General features: G+C 41.3%; 16 protein-coding genes. 14 read left to right on the top strand and 2 right to left on the bottom strand.

What is annotated here, in order from left to right:
* Window positions 1–42: 42 nt before the first annotated feature.
* From asd to DWW86_RS00665, 5 genes are all read left to right on the top strand, one after another.
* Window positions 43–1,128: an aspartate-semialdehyde dehydrogenase gene (gene asd / locus DWW86_RS00645; protein ID WP_072521328.1), complete on the top strand. Its 1,086-nt coding sequence runs from the start codon at window positions 43–45 to the stop codon at window positions 1,126–1,128.
* A 146-nt stretch (window positions 1,129–1,274) separates the two neighbouring features.
* The gene (selD, locus tag DWW86_RS00650; RefSeq protein ID WP_117942248.1) at window positions 1,275–2,306 is read left to right on the top strand and encodes a selenide, water dikinase SelD; all 1,032 of its coding nucleotides are present in this window, start codon (window positions 1,275–1,277) and stop codon (window positions 2,304–2,306) included.
* Between the two features lie 164 nt (window positions 2,307–2,470).
* Window positions 2,471–3,229 (top strand): formate/nitrite transporter family protein, encoded by a 759-nt coding sequence (locus DWW86_RS00655; RefSeq protein WP_117941969.1) that lies wholly within the window; start codon window positions 2,471–2,473, stop codon window positions 3,227–3,229.
* A gap of 1 nt (window position 3,230) precedes the next feature.
* Window positions 3,231–5,273 carry a DNA topoisomerase gene (locus tag DWW86_RS00660; RefSeq protein WP_117941970.1) on the top strand — a complete coding sequence of 681 codons (2,043 nt, stop codon included), beginning with the start codon at window positions 3,231–3,233 and terminating at the stop codon, window positions 5,271–5,273.
* 2 nt (window positions 5,274–5,275) lie between these two features.
* Complete coding sequence (locus tag DWW86_RS00665; protein WP_015542491.1) at window positions 5,276–5,944, top strand: LbetaH domain-containing protein; 669 nt, start codon at window positions 5,276–5,278, stop codon at window positions 5,942–5,944.
* A gap of 16 nt (window positions 5,945–5,960) precedes the next feature.
* Here DWW86_RS00665 and DWW86_RS00670 read toward each other — a convergent pair whose 3' ends face one another.
* Window positions 5,961–6,704, bottom strand: coding sequence for a TraX family protein (locus DWW86_RS00670; protein WP_072521323.1), 744 nt, complete (start codon window positions 6,702–6,704; stop codon window positions 5,961–5,963).
* 209 nt (window positions 6,705–6,913) lie between these two features.
* Between DWW86_RS00670 and DWW86_RS00675 the strand changes: the two genes are divergently transcribed.
* The 4 genes from DWW86_RS00675 (at window position 6,914) to DWW86_RS00690 (ending at window position 11,545) form a co-directional block, all read left to right on the top strand.
* Window positions 6,914–7,606: an iron-sulfur cluster assembly scaffold protein gene (locus DWW86_RS00675; protein WP_005422272.1), complete on the top strand. Its 693-nt coding sequence runs from the start codon at window positions 6,914–6,916 to the stop codon at window positions 7,604–7,606.
* Window positions 7,607–7,639: 33 nt separating this feature from the next.
* The gene (locus tag DWW86_RS00680; RefSeq protein WP_015542493.1) at window positions 7,640–8,650 is read left to right on the top strand and encodes a GGGtGRT protein; all 1,011 of its coding nucleotides are present in this window, start codon (window positions 7,640–7,642) and stop codon (window positions 8,648–8,650) included.
* Window positions 8,651–9,071: 421 nt separating this feature from the next.
* A complete protein-coding gene (locus DWW86_RS00685; protein WP_072521322.1) occupies window positions 9,072–10,550 on the top strand; it encodes a nucleotide sugar dehydrogenase in 1,479 nt (492 codons plus the stop codon).
* A 53-nt stretch (window positions 10,551–10,603) separates the two neighbouring features.
* Window positions 10,604–11,545, top strand: a complete 942-nt coding sequence (locus DWW86_RS00690; RefSeq protein ID WP_072521321.1) for a glycosyltransferase family 2 protein — start codon at window positions 10,604–10,606, stop codon at window positions 11,543–11,545.
* A 114-nt stretch (window positions 11,546–11,659) separates the two neighbouring features.
* On the opposite strand, the gene DWW86_RS00695 is transcribed toward DWW86_RS00690, so the two are convergent.
* Window positions 11,660–13,213 carry a glycosyltransferase family 2 protein gene (locus DWW86_RS00695; RefSeq protein ID WP_117941972.1) on the bottom strand — a complete coding sequence of 518 codons (1,554 nt, stop codon included), beginning with the start codon at window positions 13,211–13,213 and terminating at the stop codon, window positions 11,660–11,662.
* Window positions 13,214–13,346: 133 nt separating this feature from the next.
* Between DWW86_RS00695 and DWW86_RS00700 the strand changes: the two genes are divergently transcribed.
* The 5 genes from DWW86_RS00700 (at window position 13,347) to cobM (ending at window position 18,874) form a co-directional block, all read left to right on the top strand.
* Window positions 13,347–14,495, top strand: coding sequence for a glycosyltransferase family 2 protein (locus tag DWW86_RS00700; protein ID WP_117941973.1), 1,149 nt, complete (start codon window positions 13,347–13,349; stop codon window positions 14,493–14,495).
* A 94-nt stretch (window positions 14,496–14,589) separates the two neighbouring features.
* The gene (locus tag DWW86_RS00705) at window positions 14,590–16,032 is read left to right on the top strand and encodes a L,D-transpeptidase family protein (RefSeq protein ID WP_117941974.1); all 1,443 of its coding nucleotides are present in this window, start codon (window positions 14,590–14,592) and stop codon (window positions 16,030–16,032) included.
* A 55-nt stretch (window positions 16,033–16,087) separates the two neighbouring features.
* Entirely contained in the window at window positions 16,088–16,807 is a 720-nt protein-coding gene (locus DWW86_RS00710) for a glycosyltransferase family 2 protein (RefSeq protein WP_072521317.1), read from the top strand.
* 146 nt (window positions 16,808–16,953) lie between these two features.
* Window positions 16,954–18,114 (top strand): cobalt-precorrin-5B (C(1))-methyltransferase CbiD, encoded by a 1,161-nt coding sequence (gene cbiD / locus DWW86_RS00715; RefSeq protein WP_117941975.1) that lies wholly within the window; start codon window positions 16,954–16,956, stop codon window positions 18,112–18,114.
* A 1-nt stretch (window position 18,115) separates the two neighbouring features.
* Window positions 18,116–18,874 carry a precorrin-4 C(11)-methyltransferase gene (gene cobM, locus DWW86_RS00720; protein WP_072521315.1) on the top strand — a complete coding sequence of 253 codons (759 nt, stop codon included), beginning with the start codon at window positions 18,116–18,118 and terminating at the stop codon, window positions 18,872–18,874.
* Window positions 18,875–18,891 lie beyond the last annotated feature (17 nt).

The following is an 18,891-nucleotide window of genomic DNA, read 5'->3' on the forward strand; positions in this document are numbered from 1 at the left end:
ACAAAGACATATATGAAATAAAAGAATGAGGAGAACATTGTTATGAGCGAAAAACTGAGAGTCGGCATTTTAGGCGCTACAGGTATGGTAGGACAGAGATTTATTTCTCTTCTGGAGAATCATCCGTGGTTTGAAGTGGTTACCCTTGCAGCAAGTCCGAGAAGTGCCGGAAAAACTTATGAAGAAGCAGTAGGCGGCAGATGGAAAATGGATACTCCGATGCCGGAAGCAGTAAAGAAAATCGTTGTTATGAATGTCAACGAAGTAGAAAAAGTTGCATCTACTGTAGATTTTGTATTTTCCGCAGTTGATATGTCTAAAGACGAGATTAAAGCAATTGAAGAAGAATATGCAAAGACAGAGACACCGGTCGTATCCAACAACAGCGCTCACCGCTGGACACCGGATGTACCGATGGTAGTACCGGAAATCAACCCGGAACACTTTGATGTTATCAAATATCAGCAGAAACGTCTTGGCACAAAGAAAGGTTTCATCGCTGTAAAACCAAACTGCTCCATCCAGAGCTATGCACCGGTCCTTACTGCATGGAAAGAATTTGAGCCATATGAAGTAGTTGCCACTACATACCAGGCAATCTCCGGAGCAGGAAAGACATTTAAAGACTGGCCTGAAATGGAACACAACATTATCCCGTACATTGGCGGAGAAGAAGAAAAGAGTGAAAAAGAGCCACTCAGACTGTGGGGCAAGATTGAAGACGGTGTGATCGTACCGGCTACAGAACCTGTTATCACATGCCAGTGTCTGCGTGTTCCGGTACTGAACGGACATACAGCAGCTGTATTTGTAAAATTCCGTAAGAAACCTACAAAAGAACAGCTGATCGAAGCCCTCCGAAACTTCAAGGGACTTCCGCAGGAATTAGAACTTCCGAGTGCACCGAAGCATTTTATTCAGTATCTCGAAGAAGACAACCGTCCGCAGGTAAGCGAGGATGTTAACTATGAAAATGGCATGGGCGTATCTATCGGACGTCTTCGTGAGGACAAAGTTTACGATTACAAATTCGTAGGACTTTCCCACAACACTGTAAGAGGTGCTGCAGGCGGAGCTGTTCTCTGTGCCGAAACATTGAAAGCAAAAGGCTACATCACTAAGAAATAGTATGCTCTGAATAATAAGAAACTGCCCGGGTAGAATTCGCCCGGGCATTTTTTTAGCGCTTTTTCTATCAAAAAAGACATGGAGAAAAAAGAAAAATTATGTTATCATAGATGAAAAGGATTAAGACAGAAAGGAAATTCGGTAAAATGGAAAAGGTATATCTTACAAAACTTGCGCCAAACTGTGGCTGTGCCGCAAAAGTCGGACCGGGAACGCTTGCCGGTGTACTCTGCGGGTTGCCGAAATTTCAGGATCCTCATCTTCTGGTCGGAACAGAAACTTCAGATGATGCGGCTGTATATAAGATTTCAGATGAGCTTGCCATGATCCAGACACTGGATTTCTTTACACCGGTTGCGGATGATCCTTATGATTTCGGACAGATTGCGGCGGCGAATGCCTTAAGTGATGTGTATGCAATGGGCGGAGAACCAAAGACTGCACTTAATATTGTTGCGTTTCCAAAGGACATGGACACAGCAATTTTGGGTGAAATCCTTAAGGGCGGTGCAGACAAAGTTCTGGAGGCAGGAGCAGTACTTGCAGGAGGACATACGATACAGGATGATACACCGAAATACGGGCTGAGTGTGACCGGTTTTGTTCATCCGGATAAATTCTGGAAAAATTATGGCGCACAGACCGGTGATAAACTGATCCTGACAAAACCGCTTGGTGCCGGAATCATCAATACAGCAATCAAAGCAGATCTTGTTTCGGAGAGAGCACGGGAAGCTGTACTGAAATCCATGAAGACTTTAAACAAGTATGCATGTGAGATTCTTAAGAAATATACGATTCATGCGTGTACGGATGTTACCGGGTTCGGTCTTGGCGGTCATGGAACAGAAATGGCGGAAGGCAGCAACAAGACACTTGTGATAGATACACAGGCACTTCCGGTTCTTCCGGATGTGGAAGAATATGCATCTATGGGACTGATACCCGGTGGCGCATATCGTAACAGAGAATTTGCAGCAAAAACAGGCTATGTAAGTACTGCGAAGCTCTGGCTCGAAGACCTTGTGTTTGATCCACAGACTTCCGGCGGACTTCTGGCAGCAGTTCCGGCAGAAGAAGCAGATAAAATACTGAGGGAACTGAAAGAATTATCACTTTCATGTGCAGTGATCGGGGAAGTAATTGACAGGGAAAAGCATACATTACTGATTCGATAACTGACAGTTATCAAAAAGGAATGTAAAATTGTCATAAAAATATCAAACTTCATACTATATGTATTGAGAATTTTTATCGAAAATGATATAATTCAAGAATACAATATGTGGAGGGGACAAACGTATACAAGAAACGATGTTCCCGGGAAAGGGAGGTCTTTTTTATGAATCACGAGGATGTAGAAAAACTGTCAAATGCGGCAATCGCAAAGAGCACTTTATTGAAGAACAATTTCTTCAAGTATTTTGTGCGGGCAATCATGGCGGGCTTTTTTATTGTAGTTGCCATGATCTTTTCCAATGTGGTCGGAAATGTTTTTTCAGGTGCTGAGGAACCGGCATGGGGGAAATTCCTCGGGGCACTGGTGTTTTCAATCGCAGTTCTTCTGATCTCGCTGGTAGGCGGTGAATTGTTTACTGGAAACAATCTTGTTATGGCATTTGGAGCTTATGACAAAAAAGTAAGCTGGGGTGAAGCCGGCAAGGTATGGCTGATCAGCTACATTGGAAATTTTGTCGGATGTCTGATTCTTTCCCTGATTTTTGTGTGGGCGGGAGCATCAGGAACAGGAGATTATTTTGCCGGATTTATCGGAAACAAACTTGCAATTCCGGCAGGACAGATGTTCTTCCGTGCAGTTTTATGTAATTTCTTTGTATGTTTAGGGGTTCTTTGTGGCATCAAATTGAAAAGTGAAGCAGCGAAATTTTTGATGATCGTTATGTGTATTTCCGGATTCGTTGTCAGCGGATTCGAGCACTGCGTGGCAAATATGGGTATTTTTGTTACCGCAGCGTGCCTTGTACCAGGACTTTCCATTGGGGCAATGATCAAGAGCATGGTGATCGTCACTTTAGGAAATATGGTAGGCGGTGCAGTTTTACTTGCATGGCCTCTCAGAAAGATGAGTGCAGATAAGTAATATGGGTAAATCCTTATACATAGCTGAGAAACCAAGTGTTGCTCAGGAATTTGCTAAGGCATTAAAAATTAACGGACAGAGAAGGGATGGCTATCTGGAATCAGAAGATTCTGTAGTGACCTGGTGCGTAGGGCATCTGGTCACTATGAGCTATCCTGAAAAATACGATATCAAGTACAAAAGGTGGAGTTTAGATACCCTGCCTTTTTTGCCGCGTGAATTTAAATATGAAGTGATTCCGGGAGTTCAGAAACAGTTTAACATTGTTAAGGGGCTTCTGAACCGTCCGGATGTAGAGACAATCTACGTGTGTACCGACTCCGGGCGCGAAGGAGAGTATATCTACCGCCTTGTGGCTCAGATGGCAGGTGTAAAAGATAAGAATCAGCGGCGTGTCTGGATCGATTCCCAGACAGAAGAAGAAATCCTGCGTGGTATCCGCGAGGCAAAAGAACTTTCTGCCTATGATAATCTGGCAGATTCTGCGTATCTTCGTGCAAAAGAAGACTATCTGATGGGAATTAATTTTTCCAGAGTACTGACGCTTCGTTATGGGAACAGTGTTTCCAATTATCTGAACAGTAAGCATCAGGCAATTTCTGTCGGCAGGGTAATGACGTGTGTACTTGGCATGGTCGTGCGAAGAGAACGGGAAATCCGATCTTTTGTAAAGACTCCGTTTTACCGTGTACTTTCCAGTATTGCACTGGAGGGAGAGCATTTTGAAGGAGAATGGAGAGCCGTAGAAGGCAGCAGATATTTTCAGTCTCCGTACCTGTACAAAGAAAACGGATTTAAAGAAAAGAAGCATGCCGAGGAATTGATCGGTATGCTTCAGGCGCAGCACCCACTGAGCTGTCGTGTCGAAAAGATTGAACGCAAAAAAGAGAATAAAAATCCTCCGCTTCTATTCAACCTGGCGGAGCTTCAGAATGTATGTTCCAAACTTTTTAAGATCAGCCCGGATGAGACACTTCGGATCACGCAGGAACTGTATGAAAAGAAACTTGTTACCTATCCACGAACTGATGCGCGAGTATTATCGAGCGCAGTAGCAAAAGAAATCTACAAAAATATCTCCGGTCTGCGCCGCTATCCGGCTATTGATAACGCTGCCGAAGAAATTTTACAGATGGGTTCATATAAGTCAATAGCAAAGACCAGATATGTTAATGACAAACAGATCACAGACCACTATGCAATCATTCCGACCGGACAGGGGATGAACGCGCTGAACGGACTTTCTCTGACGTCTCAGAGAGTATATGAGACGATCGTGCGTCGTTTTCTGTGTGTATTTTGTCCGCCGGCAGTTTATCAGAAAGTCAGTCTGACTACGGAGATGCAGGGTGAGAAGTTTTTTTCCAGTTTCAAGGTGCTGCAGGAAGAAGGCTACCTGAAATATGCGACCAACTCTTTTGCGAAGAAATCTCTGGCAGAAAAGGAAACAGAGAAAAACGATGAGGAGGATGTGTCCTGCGATTCACAGCTTCTGAACGCATTGCAGGCACTCAAAAAGAATGATATACTAACGGTAGATGCGCTGAATATCAAGGAAGGCGAGACTTCACCGCCGAAACGTTACAACTCCGGATCTATGATCCTTGCGATGGAGAATGCCGGTCAGCTGATCGAAGATGAAGAACTTCGTGCGCAGATCAAAGGAAGTGGAATCGGAACCAGTGCGACAAGGGCGGAAATCCTTAAGAAACTTGTTTCTATTAAATATCTGTCTCTGAATAAAAAGACGCAGGTGATCACACCTACACTTCTGGGAGAGATGATCTTTGATGTGGTAAACTGTTCAATACGTTCCCTCCTGAATCCGGAGCTGACGGCAAGCTGGGAAAAGGGGCTGACTTATGTTGCGGAGGGAAGTATTACTCCGCAGGAATATATGGACAAGCTGGAACATTTTGTCAGGGTGCGTACAAATCAGGTAGAGCAGAGTAATTATCAATATGCACTGCGACAGTTTTTTGATGCCGCGGCAGCCAATTATACAAAGAAACCGACAACTGTGAAACGAGGAGGAAAAGCATAATTATGTTAAAAGATTTTACAATTTCAAATCTTCTGGATCTGAATGAAACAATTGCAGCAGAATTATTCGAAGGAAAAACATACCCGTGGGAAGTGCTTCCGGAGATCGGAGAATTTATCATGAAAATTGGTCCGACACTCAGCACGTCTGAGTATGAGTGCCATGAAGGCAATATCTGGATCGCTAGATCAGCAACCGTTGCACCGACTGCTTATATTCATGGACCGGCGATCATCGGAAAAGACGCAGAAGTACGTCACTGTGCATTTATCCGTGGCAATGCAATCGTAGGAGAGGGCGCCGTTGTAGGAAATTCCACAGAACTTAAAAATGCGGTACTCTTTAATAAAGTACAGGTTCCGCATTACAATTATGTCGGTGATGCTGTTCTTGGCTATAAATCTCATATGGGTGCAGGCTCTATCTGCTCTAATGTGAAGTCTGACAAGAAACTGGTTGTTGTCAAAGACGGAGAAGAAAAAATCGAGACAGGTCTTAAGAAATTCGGTGCAATGCTGGGTGATCATGTAGAAGTCGGTTGTGGTTCTGTACTGAATCCGGGAACTGTGATCGGCAGAAACAGCAACATTTATCCGCTTTCACCGGTAAGAGGCTGCATTCCGGCAGACAGTATCTACAAAAACGCAGCCGAGATTGTTAAGAAAAATTAAACAGATTGAATCTGCTTTAAGAAAGAAAATACAGGTTCCTTATGATCACGAGAATCGTGATATGTAAAGGATAAAATAAATAGAAGAAATATTTCGCGGCTTTTCCATGGATAAAGCCGCGTTTTCCATTATACATGTTAATAGAAATAAACGCGAAACAGGCCTTCCATTCATAGCTGAGCCAGCAGCTTCCGACGATTGCCTGAGAGACCTTTTCGTTTCGGAGAAGATACATCAGGACAAGAAAGATAAAACCACGCCAGCCGTAATCTGCATGGAGTACGATAGAGATGCCAAGCAGTGCCAGAAGAGAGGCAAGCTGCATCCATGGTGTTTCCCAGAAATATTCCAGCGCACAGAATGCCAGATATCCGAGAAAGAGTGTAAAAAATACATTTTGTTTATCAGTATAATGCCAGGAGTTGGCAAACATATAGTTCCACGGAATTTCGGAAATCAGTGCGAACAACAGGAGATTTCTGCCGTATTTCCGGCGGTCATGTGTATGCAGGAAACCTTCTACAATAAGGAAACAAAAGATTGGAAAGGCGCAACGTCCGATATCGCGTACAATGCGGTATGCGGAGATACCCCTTCCATTAATATAAAATAGATTTGTGAGAGCTGGCTGATATTGGCTGAGGACAATAGCACCGGTATGGTCGATCAGCATGGCGATACATGCGATCACTTTGAGCATACTGCCGCTTAAGATCTGAAAACGTGCCGGAAAAATGCTGGGTGGAAGTTTGCTGGACATCGTTAAAGCTCCTTTGACTTTTTTCTTTGATTTTACCATAAAGACGTCACAACAGCAATTATGTGTATAATAATGTCAAATCTTCGCATTTTTGATTTAAGTTTGACTGGACTAACAGTAGGACTTTGTGAGAAAATACTGTCAGGTTGTTAGTAGTCTATCTTTTTAACAACATTATAAGTAAATCTATACTTGAAAGGAGTTTTAACATGATTTATTCACGCGAAGTAGAAGAAATGTGCCCAGTTGCACAGGGTGTGCATCACGGAGCTGCTCCGATTCCGGAAGAAGCAAAATGGGTTCAGGCTAAGGAAGTAAAGGACATTTCCGGTTTCACACATGGTGTAGGCTGGTGTGCTCCTCAGCAGGGTGCTTGTAAGCTGTCCCTGAACGTAAAAGAAGGTATCATCCAGGAAGCACTGGTTGAGACAATCGGATGTTCAGGTATGACTCATTCCGCAGCAATGGCTTCTGAGATTCTTCCGGGACTTACTGTTATGGAAGCTCTGAATACAGACCTTGTTTGTGATGCTATCAATACAGCTATGAGAGAACTGTTCCTTCAGATTGTTTATGGACGTTCTCAGTCTGCTTTTTCTGAAGACGGACTTGCAGTAGGTGCAGGACTTGAAGACCTTGGTAAAGGACTTCGTTCTCAGGTTGGTACAATGTACGGAACACTCAAAAAAGGTCCTCGTTATCTGGAAATGGCAGAAGGCTATGTTACAGGTATCGCTCTTGACGAAGATAATGAAATTATCGGTTATCAGTTCGTAAGCCTTGGCAAAATGACTGATTTCATCAAAAAAGGTGACGATCCGAACACTGCATGGGAAAAAGCAAAAGGTCAGTATGGCCGTGTTGCAGATGCTGTTAAGATCATCGACCCACGTAAAGAATAATTATACCGATTATAATTTCAGGAGGATAAGTAAATGGCTTTATTTGAATCATATGAGAGACGAATTGACAAAATCAATTCAGTTTTAAACAGCTATGGAATCGCTTCTATCGAAGAAGCAGAAAAAATCACTAAAGATGCAGGTCTTGACGTATACAACCAGATCAAAGGCATTCAGCCGATCTGTTTTGAGAACGCTTGCTGGGCATACATCGTAGGTGCAGCTATCGCAATCAAAAAAGACTGCAGAAGAGCAGCTGATGCTGCAGCAGCTATCGGTGAAGGTCTTCAGGCATTCTGTATTCCTGGATCCGTTGCTGATACACGTAAAGTAGGTCTTGGACATGGTAACCTTGGTAAAATGCTTCTTGAAGAAGAGACAGACTGCTTCTGCTTCCTTGCAGGACATGAGTCTTTCGCAGCTGCTGAGGGTGCTATCGGTATCGCAGAAAAAGCAAACAAAGTTCGTAAAAAACCTCTTCGTGTTATCCTGAACGGTCTTGGAAAAGACGCTGCACAGATCATCTCCCGTATCAACGGCTTTACATATGTAGAGACAGAGTATGATCCGTACAAGAACGAAGTTAAAGAAGTATTCCGTAAATCCTACTCTGAAGGACTTCGTGCAAAAGTTAACTGCTACGGCGCAAACAGCGTTCCGGAAGGTGTTGCTATCATGTGGAAAGAAGGCGTTGACGTTTCTATCACAGGTAACTCCACAAACCCGACACGTTTCCAGCATCCGGTTGCAGGTACATACAAGAAAGAATGTAACGAAAAAGGCAAGAAATACTTCTCTGTTGCATCAGGTGGTGGTACAGGACGTACACTTCACCCGGACAACATGGCAGCAGGTCCTGCTTCCTACGGTATGACAGATACTCTTGGACGTATGCATTCTGACGCTCAGTTCGCAGGATCTTCTTCCGTACCGGCTCATGTAGAGATGATGGGTCTTATCGGCGCAGGTAACAACCCGATGGTTGGTATGACAGTTGCTGTTGCAGTAGCGGTACAGGAAGCTGCAGATGCAGGCAAGTTCTAAATAATCCAGTAAAATCAAGGGTTTAAACAGATGTACAAAGCGGCTGAAATCTTTCGAAAGTAAGCCGCTAGTACATTATTAGTACATTACTTCTACACTTGTATTCCTACACTGAATACAAGTTATTTTTTATTTTTTATAAATTTCTAGTTTTTCAGATACTTTCATTCATCATCTTTTATCCCGGGCTGTTCTGATAACCATTCTACGATTCACACAGGCAATTAATTTTGTGGCAATCCTGATATTTTTATATTTGTAATTTGAAATAACATTTTCATATGAAATATTGAATATTTACAGGCTGAATGTTTTTACGATTGACATTGTCATTTGTACTTGTTATTATTATATTAATTTAGATAAATAACTATTATATAATATGGAAAATGTTATAAATAATATCATTTGGAGGGCAGCTATGAAAAAATTATCTATGACCAAAATGGCTGATACTATAATCAGCAAAAGAAAAGAATTAAAAATGACTCAGGTTCAGCTTGCAGAAGCTACCGGAATTAACAGAGGCATGATCAGCCGCCTGGAAAGCTGTGATTATACTCCTTCTATCGATCAACTTCAGGCTATCGGTGAAGTACTTAATTTTGAAGTTGTTGATTTGTTTGAAGATGATAAAGCGGATTTGCAAAAGTCAGTTATTGATAAAAAGTATAATATTGCTGTTGCCGGTACCGGTTATGTGGGATTATCCATTGCGACGCTTCTGTCTCAGCACAACCATGTAATGGCAGTTGATATTATTCCGGATAAGGTGAATCTTATAAATAACCGAAAATCACCTATTCAGGATGAATATATTGAAAAGTATCTGGCAGAAAAGACACTTGATCTGACAGCAACGCTTGATGGTGAAACAGCTTATAAGAATGCGGATTTCATTGTTATAGCAGCTCCGACCAATTATGACAGTAAGAAAAATTTTTTCGATTGTTCTGCAGTAGAAGCAGTTATCGAGTTAGCTTTAAAAGTTAATCCGAACGCTACTATGATTATTAAATCAACGATTCCTGTTGGATATACAGAATCTGTCAGGAAGAAATATAACACTAAAAATATTATTTTCAGTCCTGAATTCCTTCGCGAATCAAAGGCGCTTTATGATAATCTGTATCCATCAAGAATTATTGTGTCATGTGATGAAGAGTCCAGAGAAAGAGCAGAAATTTTTGCAAAACTTCTTCAGCAGGGAGCAATCAAAAAAAATATCGATACATTATTTATGGGCTTTACAGAAGCTGAGGCAGTTAAACTTTTTGCAAATACATACCTTGCGCTTCGAGTATCTTATTTTAATGAGCTTGACACATATGCGGAATCAAAAGGGTTAAATACGCAGGAAATTATTAATGGTGTATGTCTGGATCCACGTATTGGCTCTCATTATAATAATCCAAGCTTTGGATATGGTGGATATTGTCTGCCAAAGGATACGAAGCAGCTTCTGGCCAATTTCAATGATGTGCCACAGAATATGATCTCTGCTATTGTAGAAAGTAATAGAACCAGAAAGGATTTTATTGCTGATCAGGTATTAAATATGGCAGGATATTATGACTATTATAATAGAGGTGATTTTACTCCGGATCAGGAGAAAGAATGTGTTATCGGTGTATACCGCTTAACTATGAAATCCAATTCAGATAACTTCAGACAATCCTCTATTCAGGGGGTTATGAAACGAATCAAAGCTAAGGGAGCTACTGTTATCATCTATGAACCGACTCTGGAAAATGGTGAAACATTCTTTGGTTCAGTTGTGGTAAATGATCTTAAGAAATTCAAAAAGAAGAGTCAGGCAATTATTGCAAACAGATATGATTCCTGCCTCGATGATGTGAAGGATAAAGTATATACTCGTGATATTTTTAAACGTGACTAATTTCAAAAAGAGATAAAATGGTAAACATAAATCATTTAACTAAGGAGGTTATTATGATTTCTATTATCGTTCCCTGCTATAATGAACAGGAGGCGCTTCCTCTTTTTCACAAAGAAGCAACACGTATCCTGCAGGAAATTGGTGAGGAATATGAGCTGCTGTTTGTAAATGACGGGTCAAAAGATGAAACACTGAAAGAGCTGAAAGCACTTTCTGCAAAAGATTCTCACGTGATTTATCTGTCGTTTTCACGTAATTTCGGAAAAGAAGCTGCGATGTATGCAGGCTTTTGTAATGCAAAAGGTGATTATATTGCGGTTATGGATGCAGATCTTCAGGATCCGCCGGCGCTGTTGCCTGAAATGCTTAAGATACTTAAAACAGGCGAATATGACAGCGTGGCAACGAGAAGGGTGAGCCGTGAGGGCGAGCCAATTATAAGAAGCTGGTTTGCAAGAAGATTTTACAGTATTATGAACAGAATATCTGAATCAGATATTGTGGATGGAGCCAGGGATTTCCGTCTTATGAAAAAGAGTATGGTAGAGGCAATTGTTGCCATGGGTGAGTACAACCGATTTTCCAAAGGTCTTTTTGGCTGGGTGGGATTTCGGACTTACTGGATGCCATATGAAAATGTGGAGAGAGTAGCTGGGGAAACGAAATGGAATTTTTGGAAATTGTTTAAATATGCGATTGATGGAATCATTAATTTTTCACATGTTCCTTTGAGCATAGCGTCCTGGTTTGGAACAACGATGACATTCTTTTCGTTTTTGGCGCTTGCGGTCATCATTATCCGTCGGCTGATATTCGGAGACCCGGTTGCAGGCTGGGCTTCTATCATCTGTGTAGTTATTTTTATCGGAGGAATTCAGCTTTTATGCCTGGGAATTATGGGGCAGTACATATCCAAGACGTATCTGGAGACAAAACACAGACCCCATTTCATTATAGCAGAGACGAATGATGAGTCGGCAATTAAATTAAAATAGAAAACTATAGCAATGTAATTCTGGTACAATCAAACTCCCGGTATGTGGCATTTATTCCAAATTGGACTTTGGATGTGTGGCATATACCGGGAGCTTTTTTGATATAAGTTGTGTTTACAGACGACAACGCACAGCATTAATACATCGTTTTGTCTGTCGTTTGAGATAAGTCACAGGTGTTACAGGTTTGAAAGAGAATGCCTGTGGAGAGAGAGAAAGATAATAGGATTTTTTGCCGAGGCGGAAAATCTTTTCTTTTTTGGTAATTGGGAACTCTGGTTTCCGTTTCAGTTTATGAAACCTGATCACATGGTCTCCGGAAAGCATGCACAATTCAACTGTTGTTTTCGTTTTGAGAAGCTTATACGGAATAGAGGCTGTAAAATATTCTGTTACAGACAATTGGTGTTCATTAAAGGCGGCACCTTTACTGCGGTCTTCCTCTAAATTACAGTCTAAAGTCTGTGTTCCCTTCTCGGAGGTAAGTCGCAGAAATAACTTAGAAGGGGTCGGAAAACGCGTATAGACTTTAAAAAAGCCATGCATTGTCAATTCATTTTCTGCGAAGTCAAGCGCTTCAAGGTTTACAGGAAAAGATCCGCTGGAGCGTGAATCGAGATCACTGTAATGAAAATACTGATCTTCAGCATCCGCATCATAAACAAAAGTACCGGAATCCGGTGCTTTTTTTATACTTAATAAGTAATCACATAATTCCGGAGAAAGATTATGCTGCTCCATGACGATATGATCGTCGATTCGCTGTAACGCACGAAATAACATACTCAGAAAAGATTCTTTTTCATGTGAAGTCATCACATCATCCGGAAATTTTTTCATCCGGAAACGTGCCAGAAGATCATACATGATCGTATACTGAACAAAATCCGGGATATATCCCAGTCGACGCTCAGATTCATCCAGTGCCCAGAATGTATAATATTTAAGGCTGTCAATATACCATTCTTTACGGTGCTTGGAAACATTTAACGCAGAATCCAGCGCATTTCGGGTACGGTACATATAACGGCCGGAAGGTACGATTCCATATTGTGGATAGTCAAGGAGGATATCCATGATCAGTTTTGCATCTTCTGCATATTTTAAAGTTGTGTCAAAAGAACGATCCTGAAGGATTTTGTGTCTGAAAAACGCAGATGAGGCAGACATTTGAACAAATGAATATTCATGGGCAAGATCAATGATACGGGAACTTTCGCATTCGTATTTGTAATTGAGACGGTGACCGAAATCTCTTTTTTCAAAGAAATAAATAGGTACAGATACAAACGGAATATTTGCATCACAGGTGCTGAAAAAGCCATATACATCGGATAAAGTACTGGAAGTCAGTCTGTCATCAGCGTCCATAAAACTGATATACTGTCCTTCGCAATGGCTGATTCCGGTATTGCGGGCACATGCAGCGCCACCGTTTTTTTTGTGTATTACTTTAATATTGTTTGGAAATTTCTGCTGATATTCATCACAGATTGCACCGGATCCATCTGTAGAACCGTCATCTACAAGAACCATTTCCACGGATTCTTCAAAACCGATATCCTGAGCCAGGATGCTTTCAATGGCTTCGGCAAGATATGGTTCAACATTATAAACAGCTGTGACAACAGAAAATTTAAAACGATAGTCAGAAACTGTCTGATTCATATCGATACTCCTTTGCTGATATTGTATTTATCATATCATAAAAAGGGAGTGACAGAAAGTCTTTATTGATCTGTTTACGAAAAACAGGGGTTATGCTATACTGAGACAAAAAGATCTGATCGAGGGTATTTGGATGGAAACATATACAAATAATAATAAAAAAACAGAGATAACAGTCATTATCCCTTCTTATAATGTAGAAGAGTATATTGGAGAATGTCTGGAAAGTCTGAAAAAGCAGACATTTACAGATTTTGAAGTTCTTTGTGTGGATGATGGTTCGGATGACAGAACAGTCGATATCATTAAGGAATATGCAGTATCTGATCCACGTTTTCAATATGTAGGAATGGATCATTGCGGAAAAGCCGGACTGATGAGAAATGAGGGAATCAAAAGAGCAAAGGGAGAATATCTGCTGTTTCTGGACAGTGATGATTTCTTTGAATCGGAACTTATGGAACACAGTCTGAATAAGATCAAAGAAGATCAGGCAGATGTCTGCATGTATGATGCAAGGCTTTATTTTGGTGATACCGGAAAATACAGAAAAAGTAATGTTATACAGAAGAAAGAATATATTCCGCAGACGATGCCGGTAGAAGGAAAGTCATTTCCATACGTTTTCAATATTGGTACGGGATGCCCATGGACAAGCTTGTTTAAAAAGAGCCTGATCGATGAAAATAAGCTTGAATTTATGGCGCTTTCACGTTCGAATGATATTTACTTTGTAAATATGGCACTTGTCCTTGCAAAAAGAATCACGATGATTCAGGAAGTTCTTGTCAATTATCGCCAGAGAAGCACCAGCCTTCAGGCAAATAATACGAAAACTCCATGGGACTGGTATGAGGCATTAAAGGCAATCCGTGATAAATTGAAAGAACTGGACTTATATGATACTGTAGAGACGAGCTTTAAAAACCTTGCTTTTGGAGTGAGCATTTACAATATGTGTTCACTTAAAGCAGGAGAAGCATTCTGCCAGATTTATGAGCGACTGAATAATGAAATATTTGCAGAATTTGATCTGGATGATTTCACGGAAGAAGAATGTTACTCTTATAATGCTGCAAAATATCAGATTTATATGCAGATGAAAGAATGCAGTGCGGTGGAATATCTTTTCAGACAGGCGCAGGAAATGAAAGAATGGCAGTCGAGAGCAAAAAAAGCAGAAAAAGAGCTTAAGAAACTGAAATCCAGCACAACATTAAAAGCCGGTAAAGCATTATTGTATATTCCTAAGAAGCTGAAACATATGGCTGGCAAAAAATAGAAATTCAAGATTACGTGTGATTTTATATGGATGCTATAATAAAACACAAAATGTATTCATAAATTTACACTACAGCAGATACGAGGAATAAATTATGGGGAAGAAATTCAAGGTAAGCAGGAAGACAAAGAAGATCATACTGGGTGGATGCATCGGTGCGATGGTGATCCTGATCGCAGGACTTTTTATTTACCTGTATATTGCAGATACGAATACACTTGGAAGAAAGATTTCTATCTATGGTCTTGATGTTTCCACACTCACTGTTGATAAAGCTGAGCAGAAGATTCTGAAAGATTTCCGTGAACGAAAAGTTGCTTTTCAGGAAGATGGTGAAGTCGTATATAAAACGACTCTTGGAAATCTTGGTTATGATCTGAATGAAGATGCGCTTAAGACACAGCTTACTGAACTTCAGAAGACCAGAGAAGCCAACCGAAAACTGTTTGCGACACAGGAAGATCAGAAGATTCCTTATGAAATCCAGAAGGATGAAGAACAGGAAAAAACAGCACTTCAGAAATCAAATTTTGGGGATAAAGAACGAACTGCATCAGTAGATGCAGCAATTCAGTACAATGAGAATCAGAAGCAGTTTACCCTGATCAGTGATGTACAGGGAAATCAGATTGATGAGTCTCGTTTGCTGGCATATGTTGACCAGTCACTGGAGTCTCTTTTTCCGTCACAGCTTCTTGGAGGCGAAATCAAGCTTGTTATGGGAACAGATGTATATCAGCAGCCATCTGTGACAGTTTCAGATGATATGCAGAACAAGCTTTCTGGACTAAATGAGAAGCTGAATAAATACCGCAGTTCGACAGTTACCTATACACTTGGAAATGAAACTCAGGTGGTTGATACGTCAACGATCGAGTCATGGCTTCAGATATCTTCTGACAGTATCAGTGTAGATCAGGATGCGGTAAAGACATACGTACAGGATCTTGCAACGAAATATAATACGATCTATGTACCTCGTACATTCCATACTTCTTATGGCAATGATGTGACAGTATCAGACAATGAATATGGATTTCAGATCGATCAGGATGGAGAACTACAGCAGCTTCTGAAGGATATTGCCAGTGGCAGTGAAGTAAGCCGTGATCCGGTTTACAGCATCAGTGCCATGCAGCGAAATGGCAGTGATGATCTTGCCGGAAGTTACATAGAAGTAAGCCTTGATAATCAGCATCTTTGGCTTTATAAAGATGGAGCACTGGTGACAGAGACAGATATTGTAAGCGGTGCACCGAAAGCCGGACGAGAAACTTACCGCGGAGCATGGCCGATTGCATATAAGGCAAGCCCGTATAATCTTTCGAGTTCGGAATATGGCTATAATGTAACCGTAAAATACTGGATGCCTTTTGTATATGGTCAGGGACTTCATGATGCATCCTGGCAGTCTTCTTTTGGCGGAAACAGATACAAATCCGGCGCAGGAAGCCATGGCTGCATCAATCTTCCTACAGATCAGGCGGCTTTGATCTACAATACGATAGACGGAGGATATCCGATCATTATTTATTAATTTTGGCAGTCAGGAATCATCAAATCTGATGATATTTGGTTAGTTTGGGAGACTTATGGAAAAATTATATGTGATCATTCCAGCCTACAATGAGGGAATGAATATTGAACAATGTATAGACGACTGGTATCCGATCGTTGAGAGACACAATGGAAATGGTGAGTCAAGACTTGTGATAATCAACGATGGAAGCAAAGACAACACTTACGAGATTATGCAGAAACTGGCGAAAGATAAACCGCTGTTTACACCATTGACAAAAGCAAATGGCGGACATGGAGATACGGTACTGTATGGTTATCGATATGCAATCAGACACGATGCGGATTATATTTTTCAGACAGATTCCGACGGACAAACAGATCCGGCAGAATTTGAAGAGTTCTGGGAAGCAAGGGAAAAGTATGATGCAGTGATCGGAAACCGTATTGAACGTGGAGATGGGAAAGACCGCAAATTTGTAGAGAATATTGTCTGTCTGCTTCTTCGGATGATTTTTGGCGTAAAAATCGAAGATGCGAATGCACCGTTTCGGCTGATGAAGACATCGCTGGTTGAAAAATATATAGGAAAACTTCCGAAAAATTTCAATATTCCGAATATCATGTTTACGACCTATTTTGTGTATCATCATGAAAAAGTCATATTTATTCCGATTACTTTTAAGCCGAGACAGGGTGGCGTGAACTCTATCAATATTAAGAAAATCGTAAAGATTGGATGGAAAGCTGTAGGTGATTTCCACAAACTTCGAAGAGAAATCAATGATGTATAAAACATCTGAAAATTTTATGCTTGCAATGAAAGCTGAGTCTATTTAAGATTCAGCTTTTTCGTCATACTGCCGCATAAAGATTTCCTTTCATTGACAAGTTTTTGGCAAAATAATATAATAATTAAGTATGTAATAAGGAGGATTTTATGGAGCACAAAACAGGACTGGAAGATTTTTATGTAATCAAAAATAATAAAAAACTCCGAATGGGTTATACGACCGGTTCCTGTGCTGCAGGAGCCGCAAAAGGAGCTGCTGAAATGCTTCTTGGCGGCAGTATCATCCGTGAAATTTCTCTTATGACACCAAAGGGAATACTTCTTCATCTGGAATTACATGATATTACCATTGAGAATAATGCAGTGACATGTGCCGTCCGCAAACAGGCTGGGGATGATCCGGACACAACGGATGGAGTACTTGTATATGCAAAGGTTGAGAAGGTTTCAGGAAAGAGAGAATGGATCGTCGATGGTGGTATCGGTGTTGGCAGAGTGACAAAACCGGGACTTTCACAAAAAGTCGGCGAGGCGGCGATCAATCCGGTTCCTCGTTCCATGATATGCAGGGCGCTGGAGGAAGCAGCGGACAGATACCAGTATGAAGGCAATCTGAAAGCTACAATCTCTGTGCCGGATGGAGAGAAGATTGCGGCGAAGACGTTTAATCCGCGGCTTGGAATAAAAGGAGGCATTTCGATTCTCGGAACTTCCGGAATCGTGGAGCCGATGAGTGAGAAGGCACTGGTTGACAGTATACGGGTAGAAATGTCACAGCGTCTTGCACAGGGTGAAAACTACTTATTGGTCACACCGGGAAATTATGGAGCGGATTATCTGAGAGCACATATGGATCTTCCCTTTGAAAAAAATATGAAATGCAGTAATTATGTCGGTGAAACAATTGATATGGCAATCAATATGGGAGCAAAGGGAATTCTCTTTATCTCGCATATCGGAAAATTTGTCAAGGTGGCTGCCGGAATCATGAATACACATTCTCACAATGCGGATGCGAGAATGGAAACACTCTGTGCAGCGGCAATCCGTTGCGGATGTACACTTGAGTGTGCGAGAGAAGTTCTTGATTGTAATACGACAGATGAGGCACTGCAGGTGTTGGACAGTAATCAAATTCTGAAAAAAACGATGGAGGAGATCATGCGGCAGATCCAGTTTTATCTTGATCATCATTCCTATCATCAGATATTGCTCGGAGCAGTTGTTTTTTCGAATGAATATGGATATCTGGGACAGACAGCAGATGCCGGTGAACTGATAAATAAGATAAGCAAAGGAGAAAAATAATATGATTCATTTTGTAGGAGCAGGACCGGGATCACCGGATCTTATCACAGTAAGAGGAAAACAGTATCTGGAAGAGGCAGATGTGATTATTTATGCAGGATCTCTGGTAAATCCGCAGCTTCTGGAATACAGCAAAGATGTCTGCACAATTCATAACAGTGCAAAAATGACACTTGAAGAAGTTATTGCAGTTATGGAACGTGCTGAAGCAGAGGGCAAAATGACAGTAAGGCTTCATACCGGAGATCCGTGTATCTATGGCGCAATCAGAGAGCAGATGGACATTCTGGATGAAAAAGGCATTGCCTATGATTACTGTCCGGGTGTCAGTGCGTTCTGTGGGGCAGCCAGTGCTCTGAATCTTGAATATACACTTCCGGATATTTCCCAGAGTGTGATCATTACAAGAATGGAAGGCCGTACACCGGTTCCATCCAGGGAAAGTATCCAGTCTTTTGCGGCACATCAGGCAACGATGGTTGTATTTTTAAGTACCGGTATGCTGGAAGAACTGAGCAGAAGACTGATCGAGGGCGGATATAAGGAAGACACACCGGCTGCAATCGTTTATAAGGCAACATGGCCGGATGAAAAGAAATTTGTCTGCACAGTAGGCACACTTGCAAAAACAGCAGCAGAAAATAATATCACGAAAACCGCTTTGATGATCATTGGAGATTCTGTGAGTGCGGCACATTATGACCGCTCTAAGCTGTATGATCCGGGATTTACGACGGAATTCAGAGAAGCAACAAAATAAGAATTAAGCTAAAGGAA

It is taken from the genome of Ruminococcus sp. AF17-22AC (assembly GCF_003460065.1).
GTDB lineage: Bacteria > Bacillota > Clostridia > Lachnospirales > Lachnospiraceae > Blautia_A.

Excerpts from the sequence above, each read along its gene's own strand:
- selD (WP_117942248.1), top strand. The coding sequence starts at position 1,275 with ATGGAAAAGGTATATCTTACAAAACTTGCGCCAAACTGTGGCTGTGCC.
- DWW86_RS00710 (WP_072521317.1), top strand. The coding sequence starts at position 16,088 with ATGGAAAAATTATATGTGATCATTCCAGCCTACAATGAGGGAATGAAT.
- DWW86_RS00700 (WP_117941973.1), top strand. The coding sequence starts at position 13,347 with ATGGAAACATATACAAATAATAATAAAAAAACAGAGATAACAGTCATT.
- DWW86_RS00655 (WP_117941969.1), top strand. The coding sequence starts at position 2,471 with ATGAATCACGAGGATGTAGAAAAACTGTCAAATGCGGCAATCGCAAAG.
- DWW86_RS00660 (WP_117941970.1), top strand. The coding sequence starts at position 3,231 with ATGGGTAAATCCTTATACATAGCTGAGAAACCAAGTGTTGCTCAGGAA.
- DWW86_RS00705 (WP_117941974.1), top strand. The coding sequence starts at position 14,590 with ATGGGGAAGAAATTCAAGGTAAGCAGGAAGACAAAGAAGATCATACTG.
- cobM (WP_072521315.1), top strand. The coding sequence starts at position 18,116 with ATGATTCATTTTGTAGGAGCAGGACCGGGATCACCGGATCTTATCACA.
- DWW86_RS00680 (WP_015542493.1), top strand. The coding sequence starts at position 7,640 with ATGGCTTTATTTGAATCATATGAGAGACGAATTGACAAAATCAATTCA.
- DWW86_RS00695 (WP_117941972.1), bottom strand. The coding sequence starts at position 13,213 with ATGAATCAGACAGTTTCTGACTATCGTTTTAAATTTTCTGTTGTCACA.
- DWW86_RS00665 (WP_015542491.1), top strand. The coding sequence starts at position 5,276 with ATGTTAAAAGATTTTACAATTTCAAATCTTCTGGATCTGAATGAAACA.
- DWW86_RS00685 (WP_072521322.1), top strand. The coding sequence starts at position 9,072 with ATGAAAAAATTATCTATGACCAAAATGGCTGATACTATAATCAGCAAA.
- DWW86_RS00690 (WP_072521321.1), top strand. The coding sequence starts at position 10,604 with ATGATTTCTATTATCGTTCCCTGCTATAATGAACAGGAGGCGCTTCCT.
- DWW86_RS00675 (WP_005422272.1), top strand. The coding sequence starts at position 6,914 with ATGATTTATTCACGCGAAGTAGAAGAAATGTGCCCAGTTGCACAGGGT.
- cbiD (WP_117941975.1), top strand. The coding sequence starts at position 16,954 with ATGGAGCACAAAACAGGACTGGAAGATTTTTATGTAATCAAAAATAAT.
- DWW86_RS00670 (WP_072521323.1), bottom strand. The coding sequence starts at position 6,704 with ATGTCCAGCAAACTTCCACCCAGCATTTTTCCGGCACGTTTTCAGATC.
- asd (WP_072521328.1), top strand. The coding sequence starts at position 43 with ATGAGCGAAAAACTGAGAGTCGGCATTTTAGGCGCTACAGGTATGGTA.